The organism is Paraburkholderia bryophila, from assembly GCF_003269035.1.
Classification (GTDB): Bacteria; Pseudomonadota; Gammaproteobacteria; order Burkholderiales; family Burkholderiaceae; genus Paraburkholderia; species Paraburkholderia bryophila.
Genome location: NZ_QLTK01000004.1, coordinates 370799 through 387477, shown reverse-complemented (window position 1 = coordinate 387477; position 16679 = coordinate 370799). Strand labels below are relative to the sequence as shown.

Annotated in this window: 16 protein-coding genes and 1 other RNA gene; 7 read left to right on the top strand and 10 right to left on the bottom strand. The window is 61.6% G+C overall.

Translation table 11 applies throughout. The features are described 5' to 3' along the window. Both BX591_RS10470 and BX591_RS10465 read left to right on the top strand, forming a co-directional pair. A partial coding sequence (locus tag BX591_RS10470; RefSeq protein ID WP_111930873.1) for an IS256 family transposase occupies positions 1-943 on the top strand: 943 nt, incomplete at its 5' end. A gap of 1077 nt (positions 944-2020) precedes the next feature. Beyond that, a complete protein-coding gene (locus tag BX591_RS10465) occupies positions 2021-2473 on the top strand; it encodes a hypothetical protein (protein WP_111930871.1) in 453 nt (150 codons plus the stop codon). Between the two features lie 813 nt (positions 2474-3286). On the opposite strand, the gene BX591_RS10460 is transcribed toward BX591_RS10465, so the two are convergent. From BX591_RS10460 to lptF, 3 genes are read right to left on the bottom strand one after another with little or no spacing between them, the layout of a single operon-like run. After that, the gene (locus BX591_RS10460) at positions 3287-3667 is read right to left on the bottom strand and encodes a sirohydrochlorin chelatase (RefSeq protein ID WP_111930869.1); all 381 of its coding nucleotides are present in this window, start codon (positions 3665-3667) and stop codon (positions 3287-3289) included. Between the two features lie 11 nt (positions 3668-3678). After that, positions 3679-4827 carry an LPS export ABC transporter permease LptG gene (gene lptG / locus BX591_RS10455; protein WP_105507494.1) on the bottom strand — a complete coding sequence of 383 codons (1149 nt, stop codon included), beginning with the start codon at positions 4825-4827 and terminating at the stop codon, positions 3679-3681. A 3-nt stretch (positions 4828-4830) separates the two neighbouring features. Beyond that, complete coding sequence (lptF, locus tag BX591_RS10450; protein ID WP_111930867.1) at positions 4831-5928, bottom strand: LPS export ABC transporter permease LptF; 1098 nt, start codon at positions 5926-5928, stop codon at positions 4831-4833. 137 nt (positions 5929-6065) lie between these two features. Between lptF and BX591_RS10445 the strand changes: the two genes are divergently transcribed. The 3 genes from BX591_RS10445 (at position 6066) to BX591_RS10435 (ending at position 9018) form a co-directional block, all read left to right on the top strand. Next, positions 6066-7577, top strand: a complete 1512-nt coding sequence (locus tag BX591_RS10445) for a leucyl aminopeptidase (protein WP_035552530.1) — start codon at positions 6066-6068, stop codon at positions 7575-7577. A 106-nt stretch (positions 7578-7683) separates the two neighbouring features. Further along, complete coding sequence (locus BX591_RS10440) at positions 7684-8100, top strand: DNA polymerase III subunit chi (protein WP_111930865.1); 417 nt, start codon at positions 7684-7686, stop codon at positions 8098-8100. Between the two features lie 93 nt (positions 8101-8193). Continuing rightward, positions 8194-9018, top strand: a complete 825-nt coding sequence (locus BX591_RS10435; protein ID WP_111930863.1) for a DUF2486 family protein — start codon at positions 8194-8196, stop codon at positions 9016-9018. 87 nt (positions 9019-9105) lie between these two features. On the opposite strand, the gene BX591_RS10430 is transcribed toward BX591_RS10435, so the two are convergent. Beyond that, positions 9106-9447, bottom strand: coding sequence for a c-type cytochrome (locus tag BX591_RS10430; protein ID WP_111930861.1), 342 nt, complete (start codon positions 9445-9447; stop codon positions 9106-9108). Between the two features lie 223 nt (positions 9448-9670). Further along, positions 9671-11344, bottom strand: coding sequence for a dihydroxy-acid dehydratase (ilvD, locus tag BX591_RS10425; RefSeq protein WP_111930859.1), 1674 nt, complete (start codon positions 11342-11344; stop codon positions 9671-9673). A gap of 171 nt (positions 11345-11515) precedes the next feature. Between ilvD and BX591_RS10420 the strand changes: the two genes are divergently transcribed. Further along, positions 11516-12526: a LysR family transcriptional regulator gene (locus tag BX591_RS10420; protein WP_111930857.1), complete on the top strand. Its 1011-nt coding sequence runs from the start codon at positions 11516-11518 to the stop codon at positions 12524-12526. 143 nt (positions 12527-12669) lie between these two features. Further along, complete coding sequence (gene lgt / locus BX591_RS10415; protein ID WP_111930855.1) at positions 12670-13575, top strand: prolipoprotein diacylglyceryl transferase; 906 nt, start codon at positions 12670-12672, stop codon at positions 13573-13575. Positions 13576-13731: 156 nt separating this feature from the next. Here the strand turns inward: lgt and BX591_RS10410 are convergent, their stop codons facing one another. The 5 genes from BX591_RS10410 to BX591_RS10390 form a co-directional block, all read right to left on the bottom strand. After that, on the bottom strand, positions 13732-14466 hold the full coding sequence (locus tag BX591_RS10410) for an SIMPL domain-containing protein (RefSeq protein ID WP_111930853.1): 735 nt from the start codon (positions 14464-14466) through the stop codon (positions 13732-13734). Between the two features lie 156 nt (positions 14467-14622). Then, on the bottom strand, positions 14623-15084 hold the full coding sequence (locus tag BX591_RS10405) for an EVE domain-containing protein (RefSeq protein ID WP_111930851.1): 462 nt from the start codon (positions 15082-15084) through the stop codon (positions 14623-14625). A gap of 94 nt (positions 15085-15178) precedes the next feature. Continuing rightward, positions 15179-15360: non-coding RNA, 6S RNA (gene ssrS, locus BX591_RS10400), on the bottom strand. 129 nt (positions 15361-15489) lie between these two features. Further along, entirely contained in the window at positions 15490-15804 is a 315-nt protein-coding gene (locus tag BX591_RS10395) for a cell division protein ZapA (RefSeq protein ID WP_035552510.1), read from the bottom strand. Continuing rightward, positions 15801-16157: an ATPase gene (locus tag BX591_RS10390; RefSeq protein WP_111930849.1), complete on the bottom strand. Its 357-nt coding sequence runs from the start codon at positions 16155-16157 to the stop codon at positions 15801-15803. Before BX591_RS10390 ends, BX591_RS10395 begins: the two co-directional genes overlap by 4 nt. Between the last annotated feature and the right edge of the window lie 522 nt (positions 16158-16679).

Below are 16679 nucleotides of genomic sequence, written 5' to 3'. Positions count from 1 at the left end.
CCTGATTCCCAAACACGAGCGTCGTTTCACGGGCTTCGATGAGCGCATCATCGCCATGTACGCACGCGGCATGAGCGTGCGCGAGATCCAGGCGTTTCTGGCCGAAAGCTATGGCACCGAGGTCTCACCCGACTTCATCAGCTCGGTCACTGACGAAGTGATGGCTGAAACGCTTGCCTGGCAAAGCCGCCCACTCGAGCCGATGTACCCGGTGGTGTTCTTCGACGCACTACGCGTAAAGATCCGTGGCGACGGCGTGGTGAGCAACAAGGCCGTCTATCTGGCGCTGGGTATCCAGGCCGACGGCCAGCGCGATGTGCTTGGCCTGTGGATTGAGCAGACCGAGGGCGCGAAGTTCTGGCTCAAGGTGTTCAATGACCTCAAGACCCGCGGCTGCCAGGACATCCTGATCGCCGTGGTCGACGGACTGAAAGGACTGGCCGAGGCGATTGGCGCGGCCTACCCCCGCACGACGGTGCAGACCTGCATCGTGCATCTGATCCGCAACAGTCTGGAGTACGCCAGCCACAAGGACCGCAAGAGCGTCGCCACCGCGCTGCGGCCGATCTATGCAGCCGCGAGCGAACAGGCGGCACAGCAGGCCCTGCAGGACTTCGCCGAAGGGCCATGGGGAACGAAGTATCCGACCATCGTGCAATCCTGGCAGCGTGCCTGGGAGCACGTCACGCCGTTCTTCGTGTTTCCTGCGGAGATACGCCGGGTCGTGTACACCACCAACGCCATTGAGAGTCTGAACATGCAACTGCGCAAGATCATCAAGACCCGAGGCCACTTCCCCAACGACGAGGCCGCCATCAAGCTGCTGTGGCTGGCGCTACGTAACGTGCTGGCCAAGTCTGTGAGAGCTGCATTCGACTGGAAAGCGGCGATGAACCAGTTTGCTATCCTGTTTGGCGAGCGCTTCACGCTCGCACGTGGCTAGAAATCTTTAAACCGCCTCGCACACAAAAATGCGGACAGGTTCCTGCTAAGTGGGGGCCTTGCGCAGTCGCGGTAGTGGCTCATCTGGAATCTGTGCTCTCGCACACTCCGCGTTCGTGACTCAGCCGTCATTCTTCCGGCGGCGCTGCGCGCGCCGCGGCGGTCGTTCACGCACTGCCCCTGCTAAGCGGGTTTCTTGCGCAGTCGCGGTAGTGGCTCATCTGGAATCCGGGTTCTCGCGCATTCCGCGTTCGTGACACAGCAGTCATTCCTCCGGCGGCGTTGCGCGCGCCGTGGCGGTCGTTCACGCACTGCCCCTGCTAAGCGGGTTTCGCGTGCAGTCGCGGTGGTGGCTCATCTGGAATCCGGGTTCTCGCGCATTCCGCGCTCGTGACACAGCAGTCATTCTTCCAGCGGCGCTTCGCGCGCCGTCGCGGTTGTGACACAGCAGTCATTCTTCCGGCAACGCTGCGCGCGCCGCAGCGCTTGTTCACATGCTGCAATCTCTGGAGCGGATGCCTGCCGCTGCGTTGGCGGAGCAACTGAAAACCGCGCTCTCGTTGGCACGACGTCGCCGATAGGCAATCAATTCGCCCCGTCTCGGACGTCCCGCAGTCATCGCCAAACTTGCTCAATCAAGTCCATTTAACGCTCGGGTTTGCTCCTCATCCCGCACGCCGTTTTCGTATGCCGATGTTCATTCAAATGCCTCGAAGTTCGCGGCACATGCCCTTTCCCGTGAACTAACGCCTGGGAAATTTCAGAACGTGGCGCCGCGGGATGCATTTAGCCCGGGCAGGCAATCACTGCCGGCGCGATACGTTTTAGACTTGGTTTCGCCGTCGATACATCGACGGACAGGCTTGGCGGCCTGCAAACAGAACATCACCCGTGCTTCTGCGCAAGCAGACGTGCGATAGCTTCTGCGCGTCTCAATTCGAGGGCGGGCCGTGGCAAGGAGACCTTCTGGGTCTGCCGGTGATGGTGTTCGACCGGGCTGCCAACCTTGTTACTGTGCCCGCTCACCACTTTTGCAAGCGCGTGTCGGGCGATCCAGGTCAGCAATTGGAGATCGCATATGAGCAAATCCCCCACGAATTCTCGAAGCGCGTCGCGGCCGCCTGTCGACGCCATCCAGTATGAAAAACTCGCGCTATCGGCTTTTGAACTCGTCGACCGGCAGATCGCAAACCTGGGAAAACTGGTCACGCTTGCGACATCGATATACAGAAGTCCGGCTATTACGCGAGACGAAATAGCACGCCAGCGAACGCTACTGGGCGTATTGATCGACACGACTGAGAACTACCAGCAGGAAGTCGAGACTGACCGCGAGTTGTATCAGATCATCGCGCTGGATGCACAGGGAATTCCCGAGCGCCGCATCACTGCCCGCCATGCTGCGAAGCTTCTGGCGAAGGCCGCGCAGAAAGCTGCGAAGAACGGCGCGGGCACTGGCGCGACCGAGCCGATGCCGATCCGGCGAGTGCGCTTCAAAGGTAATTTTCGACACCTGGTGATTACGCATTAACTCGCGTTGGGCGATCCATTATCCGCAGGCCTGGCGTAGGAGGCGACGAGCAAATCCCGGAGCCACGCAAGCGTTCCGCCGTGGCGAGCCCACCGGTTTCGAGTCGCCCCATCCCGGCGAGCGCATGGCGCGAACCGGGATAACTGCCCGCCGTTTGTCGACCACGAATGTGGACGAGACCACCTTGTGCAAACAACCGCCACGGCGCGCGAAGCGCCGCCGGAAGAATGACTGCTGTGTCACGAACGCGGAGAGTGCGAAAACACAGATTCCAGATGCACCACTACCGCAACTGCGCAAGGACCTCACTTAGCAGGGGGGTACGTGAACAACCGCCACGGCGCGCGAAGCGTCGCCGGAAGAATGACTGCTGAGTCACGAACGCGGAGTGTGCGAGAACCCAGATTCCAGATGCACCACTACCGCGACTGCGCGAGGAGCCCGCTTAGCAGGGGCAGTGCGTGAACAACCGCCACGGCGCGCGCAGCGTCGCCGGAAGAATGACTGCTGTGTCACAAGCGCGGAGTGTGCGAGGACACAGATTCCAGATGCACCACTACTGCAACTGCGCGAGGAACCCACTTAAGAATTAGCGGTGTGAGCGGCTTTCTCTTGCTGACTTCTCTTTGCCGCGGCAAAGAGAAGTTAGTGCCGCCCCGCACAGGGGCAACACTAATAGACCACTAACAAAGCAAGAAAAGGCCAACACCCAAAGCGAACAACCGACCCCGCCACGACGCCAGAAAGAGGAGCAGGGCAGCAGGCGCAACACCAGAACAAACGACCAAGCGCAGAAACCGCAGTACGGAAAACCTAAACCTGCCGAAGGCAATAAAGCACGACAGCATCAAGCACACCCTCATCCTCCCCAACAGCCCCAACACACTCAATCTGAACAGACGGATAAAGCCCGCGACAGCGCTCAATGACGAGAGGCAGATCCTTCCGCACATGCCCCCCTTGCCCAAAAAAAACCGGCACAACGGTAACGCGCTCACACCCGCCGGAGGCAAGCACCCCCACAGCCGAAGGCAAATCCGGCTCCATCAACTCGAGAAACGCCAACACAACCGGCCCAGCCAGGGCATCCCCAGCACGCGCCACGCGCAACTTCTCAACGAGCCTCTCGAACGGCTCCCGCCAGCGCGCATCCCGCGCACCGTGCCCAAACAGAACAAGCCCATGCGTAGCCATGGAGGCCCCCCCTAATGCCGATCAACCCACTTCAACCCAACCAACCCAAGCACGAGATAAACCAACCCAGGCGTAGCCGCGGTCAAAGGCGCCGGCCAGGTATTCAAAGTGCCGATATGCGAGAACAGCGTGTTGAAGAGTTGAAAACTCATCCCCAGCATGATCCCGCCAAACACCTTAACCCCCACCACCCCAGCCCGCGTATGCAGGTAAGCAAACGGCAGCGACAACACGAGCATCACGAACACCGCAAACGGATACAAAACCTTACGCCAAAGCGCGATCTCATACCGCTGCGTATCCTGATGATTCTCGGTCAGATGCTGGATGTACCGGAACAGATTGAACATCGACATCCGATCCGGCGACACCAGCAGCACGGACAGAATCTGCGGCGTCAATTCCGAGCGCAGCGAATACTCCGGCAAGCTAACCTGAGTCGCGCGATAAACCGGATTCAACGCGTCCGCAGGCGTCCCGGGAGGAGGCGGCACATCGATCAACTGCGTATCGGTCACATCGGTCAATTGCCAATGGCCCGGCGGCTGATACTTGCCGCTTTTAGCGATCCGCACATTCGACAGGCGGAACTTCGAATCGAACTCATAGATCCGCACATTGCTGATCGTCGCATCCGGCTTCAATTCGCCGACGTTCACGAAGCGGGTCACCTGCTCGCCATCGGCCCGCGCGGTGAGCGTGTCCTTCACCCACACACCCGACTGGAAGTTGCTCGACACCGACGACCCCAGCGCCTCCAGCCGCACCCGTTCCGACAATTGATCCGTGTAAGGCCCAACTACTTCGCCGATCAGATACGTCACGAACACCAGCGGAATGCCGATCTTCAACAGCGAGCGCAACGACTGGTTGGTCGCGAGCCCGGACACCCGAAAAATCGTGTACTCGGAATTCGCCGCCATCTGCGCGAACACGTAAATCGCACTGATCAACGCGGCAACCGGAATGATTTCGTAGAAGCGCGACGGCGTTTGCAACGCGACCCGTAGCACCGCGTACTGGAACTTGTAGTTGCCGTGCCCGACCGAATTCAGTTCATTGATCAGGTCGAAGAAGAAGAACAGACCCGAAAACGCAAACAGAATGAAGATGAACGTGAGGTAGATCTGACGCGCGAAATACCTTTCATAAATGCGCATCGGTCAGGTCCCCTGCGAACGGTTGAACATGGCCCGCGTGAACAGCGGACGGTTACGCACGCGCAGCCAGAAGATAAACGCGACGATCGCGAGGACGATCACATGCAGCCCCACCAGACCGACGCCGAACGACAACTTGCCTTGCTCGATCCACGACTGCACCACGTTCAACAGATTCGAATACGTCAGATAGATCAGCACCGCCATCACCAGATTGATGGTGCGGCTGCGCCGCGGATTCTGGTGCGCGAGAGGGATCGCCAGCAACATCAGGTTGAGCGCGATCAGCGGTAGCCCGGCGCGCCAGGCGAATTCGGCGAGGTTCTCGTTGGTCGGATTACGCAGCAGCGCAAGCGTGGACGTACCGGTGGTGGTCGATGCACTAACCACAGGCTGACTCTGGATCTTCACACCGTAGCGCTCGAATTCCATGATGCGGAAGTCGGGGTGGCCCGGTTCGCCGTCGTAGCGCCGGCCGTTTTCCAGCACGACGAAGCGGTCGCCGTTCTTATGCGTCTCGGTGTGCCCGTTCTTCGACACCACCACGTTGACCTTGCCGTTCTCGGTGCTGGTCACGAACACGTTTTCCACGTGCCCCTGGTCGGGCGACATCTTCTCGATGAAGAACACCCGGTGGCTGGTGGCCGATTCGCGGAATTGGCCGGGCGCCAGCAGCGAGACCTCGTCGCGTTGCTGGAAGCGTGCGCGGATCAGCTTGTTCTGCTGATTCGACCACGGCCAGCCGACGAACACGAAGAACATGATGAGGATGATGATCGGCGTGGCGAAAATACCGATCGGCTTGATGAACTGGGTCAGACTGACGCCCGAGGATAGCCACACGACCATCTCGGAGTCCCGGTACCAGCGCGTCAGGACGAACAGGATCGACACGAACAGGGTCGCGACGAGCATGATCGCCAGGTAGCCGATCACGGTCAGTCCGATCAGGACCAGCACGTCGCGTGGATCGATCTCGCCCGAGGCCGCGAAGCCGACGATGCGGATCATCATCGTCGTCAGCACGAGCGTGAGGAGAACCATGAACACGGCACCAGCCGTGTACGCGAGTTCGCGCTGGAGGGAGCGTTCGAAGATCATTATTGATGATGAGAGGGGGCGCTCTCAGCGGCGCGAGGGTTACTCCCCGTCACACCTCCGGTGCAGCCGCCGCAGGAAAAATAGCGGATAATTGCGGCTTTCATCCTAAGCCCAGATTTTATCCGAGGACAAGCGCGATGGACTTTAGCATAAAAGCCTGTGATTGGACCAAAGGCTCGTCAAACGGTTTCCTGACCGGTAAATCCGATTGCATCGTGATCGGCGTGTTCGAGTCGCAGACGCTTTCGGGCGCGGCGCTCGAGATCGACGCGGCCACCAAAGGGCTGCTGACCCGTGTCATCAAAGCCGGCGATATGGAAGGCAAAGCCGGCTCCACGCTGTTCCTGCACGAGGTGTCGGGTATCGGCGCTTCGCGTGTGCTGCTGGTCGGTCTCGGCAAGCAGGACGCTTTCAATCAGAAAGCCTACGGCGACGCTGCGCGTGCCGCCTGGCGCGCCTTGCTGGGCACCAAGATCGTCCAGGTCACCTTCACGCTGGCCCAACTGCCTATCCTCGAACGTTCGGCCGATTGGGGCGTGCGCGCCGCGATCCTCGCGCTGCGCGAGCTGACGTACAAGTTCACGCAGATGAAGAGCAAGCCGGACACCACGCCGCGCGCCCTGAAGCGCATCGTGTTCAGTGTCAACACCGGCGACGACAAGGCCGCCAAGCTGGCCGCCAAGCAAGGCGCGGCGCTGGCCAACGGCATGGACCTGACGCGCGACCTCGGCAACCTGCCGAGCAACGTCTGCACGCCGACCTACCTCGCCAACACCGCGAAGAAGCTCGCCAAAGACTGGAAGCTGAAGGTCGAAGTGCTCGGCGAGAAGCAATGCGAAGCGCTGAAGATGGGCTCGTTCCTGTCGGTCACGGCCGGCTCGGTCGAACCGGCGCAGTTCATCGTGCTGCAGTATCACGGCGGCGCCGCGAAGGCCGCACCGGTGGTGCTGGTCGGCAAGGGCGTCACGTTCGACACCGGCGGCATCTCGTTGAAGCCGGGCGAGGGCATGGACGAGATGAAGTACGACATGTGCGGCGCCGGCTCGGTGCTGGGCACGATCCGCGCCGTCGCCGAAATGGGCCTGAAAATCAACGTGGTGGCGATCATCGCGGCGGTCGAGAACATGCCGTCGGCCACCGCCACCAAGCCGGGCGACATCGTCACCAGCATGAAGGGTTTGACGATCGAAGTGCTGAACACGGACGCCGAAGGCCGGTTGATCCTGTGCGACGCACTCACCTATGCCGAGCGCTTCAAGCCGGCAGCCGTGATCGACGTCGCCACGCTGACGGGCGCCTGCGTTATCGCGCTGGGTCACCACAACAGCGGCCTGTTCTCGAAAGACGACGCGTTGGCGGGCGAGTTGCTCGACGCATCGCGTGAAGCTTCGGACCCGGCCTGGCGCATGCCGCTCGACGACGAGTATCAGGACCAGCTCAAGTCGAACTTCGCGGATCTGGCGAACATCGGCGGCCGTCCTGGCGGCAGCGTGACGGCGGCTTGCTTCCTGTCGCGCTTCACCGAAGCGTACCCGTGGGCGCATCTGGATATCGCGGGTACGGCGTGGAAGAGCGGCGCGGCGAAGGGCGCGACCGGTCGTCCGGTGCCGTTGCTCTCGCAGTTCCTGATCGACCGCGCTGCACAATGACGCAATGCAGTAAGGTGGCAAGCGCGGTCGCGGACCCGGCGTCGAGCCGGGTTCGGGCCGTGCAACGGCGTGCCAGCCCGGCTGTCGACGCAAGGCGGAGCCGCCGATGACGAGGATCGATTTTCACTCGAACGTCGGCGATTCGCTGCTGTACGCGTGCCGCCTGATCCGGAAGGCGTATCAGGCGGGCCAGCCGACCATCGTGCTGGCCGAGCCGGAGCGTCTGCGGGCTTTCGACGAACAGTTGTGGAGCTTCTCGCCGCTCGACTTCGTGCCGCATTGCATGGCGGGCACGCCGCTCGCCGCACAAACGCCGATCGTGCTGGCATCGAATCTCGACGACGTGCCGCATCACCAGGTGCTGCTCAATCTGGGCGCCACGGTGCCGGCGCAGTTCGCCCGCTTCGAAAGATTGCTGGAAGTGGTCGGTAACGCACACGACGAACTCGCTGCGGGCCGCGAACGCTATCGTTTCTATCGCGATCGCGGCTATGCTTTGAACAACTACAAGCAAGGCAGCTAGACCTTTTCCACCCGCGTCGCGTGGTTTTCCTGTCATAAGGACTCGGCGTGGGTGCGGCCTGCCTTGGCTTCGACTCCAACAGGGAGAGTGCACGTGTCCGATCCCCACGACAATTCGATTCCGGTGCTAAGCGAGATTCTCGTGCCGGGCAATCCTGTACAGGCGCGGCACCCGTCGAACGACACCGCCGTGCCGACGGAACACTCCGTCACTAACGACGGGGCGCCGCGCGAACCGGGTTTTCGCACCGAGCCGGTGTTTGAGCGGACGCACGAGCAGGCACACGAGCCCAGCCTCGCCGCAGACCCAGAACCCGAACTCGCGCCGCAGCCGCTGCTGACGCCGGAACACCTGGCTTCGCCCGAACCGGTGCTCGCGCCTGACACCCTGCATGCGCATGAGCTCGCGGCCGACCAGGAACCCGCGACCGAGCCGCCGCCCTTGCCGACGCTGGACGAGGTGCTCGAGCTAGGCCGTGTGCCCGCGACGGAACCCGTGCATGCGCCGGCGCATGCCGTGGATCATCATCCGAAGAAGCGTTCGCGCGCGCATCATCACGCGCATGACGATGTGCCCGAGCGTGATGCCGGCGTTTTCAACCGTGTCGAGCCGCTTGCGCCATTCGAAGCCGGTGCGAGCGTGCCGCCCGACATCGCTCATCAAACCACTGCGGCAGCGCAGCCGACTCTCGATGCGGATCTCATCGCCGAGCGTCTACGTGGACGCTTCGCGGGTTTCCTGACGGGCGAGGGACGCGGCGTCATCGAAGCACGCTGCCGCGATGCGTTGCAGGAGCACACGGGCTGGCTGGTCAGTCAGATCACGCGTGAAGTCGCGCTGACGCTGGAAACCGAAATGACCGCCTGGGTTCGGGAAGCCGTTGAGGAAGAGATCGCGCGGCGCTCAGGCCACGCGTGATTCGGCGGGAACGGAAGGCGGCTTGAAACGCGAGCACGCGTTTCAGCGCCTTTTCAACGGTGTGCGCTTACCCATGCGCACATGTCATCATTTCAGCGACAACACCCAGCCCGCCAACGTGGCCGCCTGATCGGGCGTGAGTTGCGTGTTCGCGGGCATGGGCACCATTCCCCACACGCCTGCGCTGCCGTCCAGAATCTTGTTCTTCAGATAAGTTGCGGCATCGGTGCGGCCGGCATATTTCGCTGCGACATCATGTAGCGCCGGTCCCATGAAAGGGCGCGCAACCGCGTGGCAACTCATACAGTTCTGCTGCTGGGCCAGCGCCAGACCGGCGGCGGCCTCCGCATGCGCGAACGGACTGCAGACACTCGAGATAACGCCCAGCAGGCCGGAAATTGCAAGCGCTGCATGCGACATGGATTTCATTCTGGTCTCCGTCGGTGCAGATGCCCGACTCGTGGTGCAGGCATTATAAAAGGAAAGGGGCGCACGGTTTTCCGTGCGCCCCTCTGCGCTTTTACGTAGCTTGTCGACCTGGCATACATTGCCGGCGTGGACTGGACCGCAGTCTCACACTCGACTTGCCAAAACCAGATGACCCAGGCGAGTTAGCTCGCGAGCAGCGTTGCCATTCCCATCGCGCGAAGCCTCACCCCGTAATCGCCCCTTTGTTAGCCGGCAATGCCAACGCCGAATATTTCGCCAGCACGCCACGCGTATAGCGTGGTTTCGGCTGCTGCCAGGCGGCGCGGCGGCGCTGCAACTCGGCGTCGTCGATATTCAATTGCAGCAGTAGCTTGTGTGCGTCGATCGTGATCGAATCGCCTTCCTGCACGAACGCGATCGTGCCGCCCACGAACGCTTCCGGCGCGACGTGGCCGACCACCATACCCCACGTGCCGCCCGAGAAGCGGCCGTCGGTGATCAGGCCGACGCTCTCGCCGAGCCCCTTGCCGATAATCGCCGAGGTCGGCGCGAGCATCTCCGGCATGCCGGGTCCGCCCTTCGGGCCGAGATAGCGCAGCACCACCACGTCGCCGGCGACAATCTTGTCGGCCAGAATCGCTTCGAGCGCGCTCTGTTCGTCGTCGAACACGCGGGCCGGGCCGGTGATCACCGGGTTCTTCAGGCCGGTGATCTTGGCGACCGCGCCGTCTTCGGCGAGATTGCCCTTCAGGATCGCGAGGTGGCCTTCGTCGTACAACGCCTGGTCGATCGGGAAAATCACCTGCTGATCGGCGCGCGGTTTGCCCGGAACATCCTTCAACTCTTCAGCCAGCGTCTTGCCGGTGATCGTGATGCAATCGCCGTGCAGCATGCCCGCGTCGAGCAGGATCTTCATGACTTGCGGAATGCCGCCGGCCTTATGCAGATCCGTCGCGACGTATTGACCGGACGGCTTCAGATTGCAGATCACCGGCACTTTCTTGCGCATGCGCTCGAAGTCTTCGATGGTCCATTCCACCTCGGCCGCGTGCGCGATCGCCAGGTAGTGCAGCACGGCATTGGTCGAGCCGCCGGTCGCCATGATCAGCGCAACGGCGTTCTCGATCGACTTCTTCGTGATGATGTCGCGCGGCTTCAGGTCTTTCTTGACGGCTTCGACCAGCACGCGCGCCGATTCGGCGGCCGAGTCGACTTTTTCGTCGTCCGGATTGGCCATCGTCGACGAATACAGCAGCGACATGCCGAGCGCCTCGAACGATGAGCTCATCGTGTTGGCGGTGTACATGCCGCCGCACGATCCCGACGACGGGCAGGCGTTCTTCTCGACCCCTTCGAAATCTTCTTCCGACATGCGGCCCGCGGTAAATTCGCCGACCGCTTCGAACGACGACACGATGGTCAGATCCACGCCCTTCCAGTTGCCCGGACGGATCGTGCCACCGTACACGTAGATGCCGGGCACGTTGGTGCGAGCAAGGCCGATCATGCCGCCCGGCATGTTCTTGTCGCAGCCGCCGATCACGACCACGCCGTCCATCCATTGGCCTTGCACGCAGGTCTCGATACAGTCGGCGATCACCTCGCGCGAGACGAGCGAATACTTCATGCCTTCGGTGCCCATCGACATACCGTCCGAGATGGTCGGCGTGCCGAAGATCTGCGGATTCGCGTCGGCGCCCTTGACCGCGGCGACGGCCGCGTCGGCCAGACGCTGCAGGCCGGAGTTGCACGGCGTGATGGTCGAATGGCCGTTGGCGATGCCGATCATCGGCTTGTCGAAGTCTTCCTTCTTGTAGCCGAGGGCGTAGTACATGGAGCGATTCGGTGAACGCGCCACGCCTTGCGTGATGTTCTTCGAACGACGGTTGTATGCCATGGGGGACTCCAGTCTGTTTTGTTCTGGTCTGTGCTGCGTGTCTGTATCGCCGAATTGCGTTCTGCTGCGTCCATCCAGTGTAGTTCCGACGCGCAATGCAAGGATGCGGTTTTGCAAACTACGTGTCTAATATATTATTGAGGGCCGATTAGGTCGTAAAATGTATTACGCATGCTGCCCGCCATCCCCGACCTGCGCCAGTTGCGCTATTTCTTGACCGTCGCCGAAGAAAAGCACTTCGGGCGCGCGGCCGCGCGTCTGTCCATGACGCAGCCGCCGTTGTCGCAAGCCATCCGCGCGCTGGAGGAGACGCTCGGTGTCGAGCTGTTCGCGCGCACCAAGCGCTCGGTCGAGCTCACGCCGGTGGGCGCGGATCTGCTGCCTGAGGTACAGCGGCTGCTGGCCGGTGCCGAAGGGCTGAGGCCGCTTGCGCAGAGTCTGGCGCGCGGCGAGGCGGGGGTGTTGTCGCTGGCGTTCGTCTCGACCGCGGACTACGGGCTCCTGCCGTTGCTACTGCGCGATTTCGGCGCGCGCCATCCGCGCGTGCGGCTTGAACTGACCGAGGCCACTAGCAACGTGCAGGTAGACGAACTGGTGGCCGGACGTATCGACGCGGGCCTTGTGATCGCGCCGCTGCCGTCGCGCCACGACACGCAGTTGTCGTGGCTGCCGATCGCGCGCGAGCCGCTGATCGTCGCGATGTCGACGGGTATGGCGGCGCGTGTGGCCGAGGCCGCTGCGCACAATGCCGGCCATGACGTAGACCCTGGCGTAGACCCCGAAGCCGAATGGCTCGACACGCCGATCAGCCTGCGCGAGCTCGCCGACGCGCCGCTCGTGATCTTCCCAAGACGTTTGGCGCCTGGCTTTTATGACATCATTATGGATTGCTACGGCGTGGCGGGCCTCGCGCCCCACATCGGCCAGGAGGCGATCCAGATGCAGACGATCGTGAGCCTCGTGTCGGCCGGCATGGGTGTCGCACTGGTGCCGCAATCGTTACGTAATCTGCGCCGCACCGGCGTGGTGTATCGTCCGCTCGTCGAGTCGGTGCCGGCGATCGAAACGGGGCTGGTCTGGCGCACGGCGGAGGTGAGCCCGGTGCTGGCGGGCTTCATCGAGATCGCGCGGGCGCATGCCGCTAACGTCGAAGCGCAGCATCCCGGCGCGCGGCATGTTTAACGGCGTGGCCGCGAACGCATTGCACGCGGCGCCGTCCAATGCATGCGCCGCGGTGTGCGCAGGCGACCAACGCAAGCCGTCACCCGTCCCAAAGAATCGATTAGAAAACCCGCTTCTGAACCTGAACTGCCCATAACAACACGATGCTCATTCACCCGAATTTCGACCCCGTTGCCATTCATCTGGGGCCGCTCGCAGTGCGCTGGTATGGACTGATGTACCTCGTCGCCTTTATCGCGGCGATCGTCGTCGGCCGGCTGCGGTTGCGTTTGCCGTACGTCGCCGCGCAAGGCTGGAGCGTGAAGGATATCGACGACATGCTGTTTTACGGCGTGCTGGGTACGATCCTCGGCGGCCGCCTTGGCTACGTGCTGTTCTATAAAGCGAGCTTCTATTTCGCGCATCCGCTCGACATCTTCAAGGTGTGGGAAGGCGGCATGTCGTTCCATGGCGGCTTCCTCGGCGTAACGTTGGCCATGGTGCTGTTCGCGTATCAACGCAAACGCTCGTGGCTGCAAGTCACCGATTTCGTCGCGCCGATGGTGCCGACCGGGCTCGCGGCAGGGCGCCTCGGCAACTTTATCAACGGCGAGTTGTGGGGCCGCGTGACCGATCCGGCGTCGCCGTGGGCGATGATGTTTCCCGGCGCCGCGCCTGACGACGCCGCATGGCTCAGCGCGCATCCGCAACTGGCCGCGCAGTGGCATCTGAACGAAGTGTTCGCGCAATATCACATGCTGCCGCGTCATCCGTCGGAGCTGTATGAGATCGCGCTGGAAGGCATCGCGCTGTTCTTCGTGCTGATCTTTTTCTCGCGCAAACCGAAGCCGTTGGGTGCGATTTCCGCGGTGTTCCTGATCGGCTACGGCCTCGCGCGTTTCACGGTGGAGTTTGCCCGCGAGCCGGACGACTTCCTCGGTTTGCTGGCGATGGGGCTTTCCATGGGCCAATGGCTGTCGCTGCCGATGATCCTCGTCGGCGTCGGCGTGCTGGTGTGGTCTTATCGACGTGCGCGTCGGGAACCGGCGCAGGCGGTCAGCGCGAACTGATTGCGGCTACGGGTTATCGTAGCCAGCGGTATCGAGCGTCATCAAACGATAGATCGATGATGGGCGCTCAACGAAAAAAGCCACGGCATGCCGTGGCTTTTTTTGCATCCGTTAGCGGTTCGGACAAGCACGAAGCAGCGCCCGAACCCATATGCATTACTTCATCTGCACCGAACCCGATACGTTGACCGTCACCGTCGACGTACCGCCTTCGATCGGCACCGGCGCCGACATCTTCGCGTCCGAGCTCATGGCACGCGCGCTCATCATCATCATGGGACGCGGCATCACGCCACCGTTCTGACCGACGTTGACTTCGCGAATCGCATAGCCGCTATAGCCGAATGCCTGCGCGGACGAAGCCGCTTGCTGGCGGAACGACTTGATCGCTTCGCCGGTGAGCTTCTGCTCGGCGGTGCGCTGGGCTTCCGGCGACAACGAGAACTGCACGTTGCCGACCTGCATGATCGATGCCATTTGACCTGCGAGCTTCGATGCGGCAGCGAAGTCGTGCGACTCGAGCACGATCTCCGTGCGGCCGCGCCATGCGGAAATGCGGCCGTCGCGATCGGTGGACGGATAGATCGAGAACGAACCCGTGCGGGCCGTCACGCCGCTCACGCCCTTGGCTTTTTGCAGCGCCGAATCGGCGCGCTGATTTAACGTGGCGGTCAGCGCCGACGGATCGCTCGCTTCCTGCTCGAAGAACAGCGTGATATCGACGACGTCTTGCGGGACTTCCGCGCTGGCCTGGGCATTGAGCGACAGCACGCCGGCGGGCTGATAGGGCGCGGCGTTCTGTGCGCGAGCCAGAGTCGGCGTGAGTGCGAGCGCAACCGGCGTAGCGCATACGAGCGCGAGAGCGAGTGCCCGTGCGGTGTTTTTCGTCATTGTTGGACTCCTTGCTTGGACAGGTTATGCACGATAAGAGCAAGCGCTGTGCGGTGGCACAACGTTTGCGCGACCGTTAGGCGCTTGTAACCTGAGCTTGGTTCCCCAATTTGACAATGCCTTCACGTTTGCTTGCAACTGCGTGCGCATGACGCATCATTGCGTCAGCCGTTTGACGATGAAGCGCCATTCGGCTTCGGTCACCGGCGTGATCGACAGACGGTTGCCGCGGGCCAGCACGCGCATGTCCTGCAACTCCTCGTGTTCGCGCAACGCGGCGAGGGGAATCAACGGGATCTTCTTCTTGAACACGACGTCGACGAGCAACCAGCGCGGCGTTTCCTGCGACGACTTCGGGTCGAAGTACGGGCTTTTCTTGTCGAACTGCGTGGGGTCCGGATAAGCGGTCGACGAGACTTCCGCGAGCCCCGCGATGCCCGGCTCGGGACAACTCGAGTGATAGAACAGCACACCGTCGCCGACCTGCATCATGTCGCGCATGAAGTTGCGCGCCTGATAGTTGCGCACGCCGGTCCACGGCAACGTGTGGTGCGGCGCGTGGGCGAGATGATCGATGCTTGCTTCGTCCGGTTCGGACTTCATTAGCCAGTAGCGCATGAATCGAATTGAACGTTAAGGGTTTGACAACATAGAGAAAAACCGTGACCCAAAGAAAAACGGCATCGAACCGAAGTCCGATGCCGTTCTAAATAAGGTCCCCGCCTTAGCCGCTAGGCCGGCATCCTGAACCGGGGGTTCAGAATTGGTCGCAGTTAGCAACACTTCGGGTACATCAGACAGAGTGACGCGCACACCCGTGCTACAAATTTCCGCAACCGTGCACATGGCATTGGTTCAAGGAATATATGACCTTGGCGAACTAGGCAGGGAAGCTAAACCGATGAAGCTTAAACGATGGAACTCAAACGTTGGGTGAGTCTAACTCGATCACTGCGTTTGAATTCTCAGCCGATCTCGGGACCGACTGCTTGGAACCTTGACACTGCTCGATACCGCTGGTGCTTACTGCATGCTGTACTGCTGAATCACAGTACCCAGTTGTTCGTTCATTTGATGCATTGTACGCCGGATTTCTTCTGCGGGAAATGCTTCTCCGTGTCGCACGCTCGATTGCAGCTTAAGCAGTTCCGATGCCAGCGACAGGCAAGCCATGACAGCAATACGATCCGTGCCGCGCACATTGCTGTTATTGCGGATCTTCGACATTTCGGCGTCGACACGTGCGACGGCCTCAAGCAGCGCGCCTTCCGTTTCCGGCGAGCAGGCGAGGCGATACGGCACGCCGAGAATCGATACTTCGATCTGCTTGGTGGTCATGCATTTTCTCCGTGGCGGGTCACGTCGGCCTGCGCTTCGACTTCGTGCTGCGCGGGTTCGAGCAGATCGAGCTGGTTATCCGGCTCGTTGTGCGCGCGCGCCCGCGGCAGCTTTTCGAGAATCGCATTCAGGCGCACCTGAGCGTCGTCGATTTTCGCGGACAGGGCGTCGCGTTCCGCTTGCAGCGCGTCGCGTTCCTCGCGCAGCAGCGCAAGTTCGGTGCGCGTGGCTTCCACCTCGGCACGCGATTGGGCGAGCTGCTCTTCGAGCGCGAGACGCGCTTCATTGTGGCGTTGGCTGATCGCGATCAGCTTGCCGATATTTTGTGAAAGTGATTCGAGTTCGGTGAGCATCTGCTGCGTCCTCTAAAGACATCGCATTTTAGCGCGGAATGTCGCAGGTTCCGACAATTGTCTCGTTTCGAGACGTAACAACATCGCTTTGTGCCGGCTTTTATCGACCTTATGATGAAAAAGTACTCATGCATCGGACAATAACCTGCGTTTAACAGAACAGATCGCGCGCGGATTCACCAGTCCGGATCGTGCGTTCAAAGTTCAACCCGCGAGTGTGCCACTGCGCGTCGCGCGTGGGAAGGCGGCGCGCAAGCGGCGCACCCGCTATTCCGATTCCGCAAGGTCGAACAGTTACTATCTCGCCTTCGGCGTCATGACGTCATGACGTCATGAATCCGGCCGCGCGTTCTAACGTCACGACGCACGGGGTGCGCGGCCGCGCTCATTAGAATCCGATGAACAGGGACCATGAAAAGGCTTATTCGTATCCAGCGCCGCGCGGCGTGGCGTCCTTCGCGTCCTTTGCGTCCGTCACGACCGGTCCAGATTCGCCGCGACGAACCGGCCTCGCCGGAGTCG

Coding starts and splice junctions, on each gene's coding strand:
- BX591_RS10430 (WP_111930861.1), bottom strand. CDS start 9,447: ATGAAATCCATGTCGCATGCAGCGCTTGCAATTTCCGGCCTGCTGGGC.
- BX591_RS10440 (WP_111930865.1), top strand. CDS start 7,684: ATGACGAGGATCGATTTTCACTCGAACGTCGGCGATTCGCTGCTGTAC.
- BX591_RS10460 (WP_111930869.1), bottom strand. CDS start 3,667: ATGGCTACGCATGGGCTTGTTCTGTTTGGGCACGGTGCGCGGGATGCG.
- lptF (WP_111930867.1), bottom strand. CDS start 5,928: ATGATCTTCGAACGCTCCCTCCAGCGCGAACTCGCGTACACGGCTGGT.
- BX591_RS10390 (WP_111930849.1), bottom strand. CDS start 16,157: ATGCTCACCGAACTCGAATCACTTTCACAAAATATCGGCAAGCTGATC.
- lptG (WP_105507494.1), bottom strand. CDS start 4,827: ATGCGCATTTATGAAAGGTATTTCGCGCGTCAGATCTACCTCACGTTC.
- BX591_RS10445 (WP_035552530.1), top strand. CDS start 6,066: ATGGACTTTAGCATAAAAGCCTGTGATTGGACCAAAGGCTCGTCAAAC.
- BX591_RS10395 (WP_035552510.1), bottom strand. CDS start 15,804: ATGACCACCAAGCAGATCGAAGTATCGATTCTCGGCGTGCCGTATCGC.
- BX591_RS10405 (WP_111930851.1), bottom strand. CDS start 15,084: ATGCGCTACTGGCTAATGAAGTCCGAACCGGACGAAGCAAGCATCGAT.
- BX591_RS10410 (WP_111930853.1), bottom strand. CDS start 14,466: ATGACGAAAAACACCGCACGGGCACTCGCTCTCGCGCTCGTATGCGCT.
- BX591_RS10465 (WP_111930871.1), top strand. CDS start 2,021: ATGAGCAAATCCCCCACGAATTCTCGAAGCGCGTCGCGGCCGCCTGTC.
- lgt (WP_111930855.1), top strand. CDS start 12,670: ATGCTCATTCACCCGAATTTCGACCCCGTTGCCATTCATCTGGGGCCG.
- BX591_RS10420 (WP_111930857.1), top strand. CDS start 11,516: ATGCTGCCCGCCATCCCCGACCTGCGCCAGTTGCGCTATTTCTTGACC.
- ilvD (WP_111930859.1), bottom strand. CDS start 11,344: ATGGCATACAACCGTCGTTCGAAGAACATCACGCAAGGCGTGGCGCGT.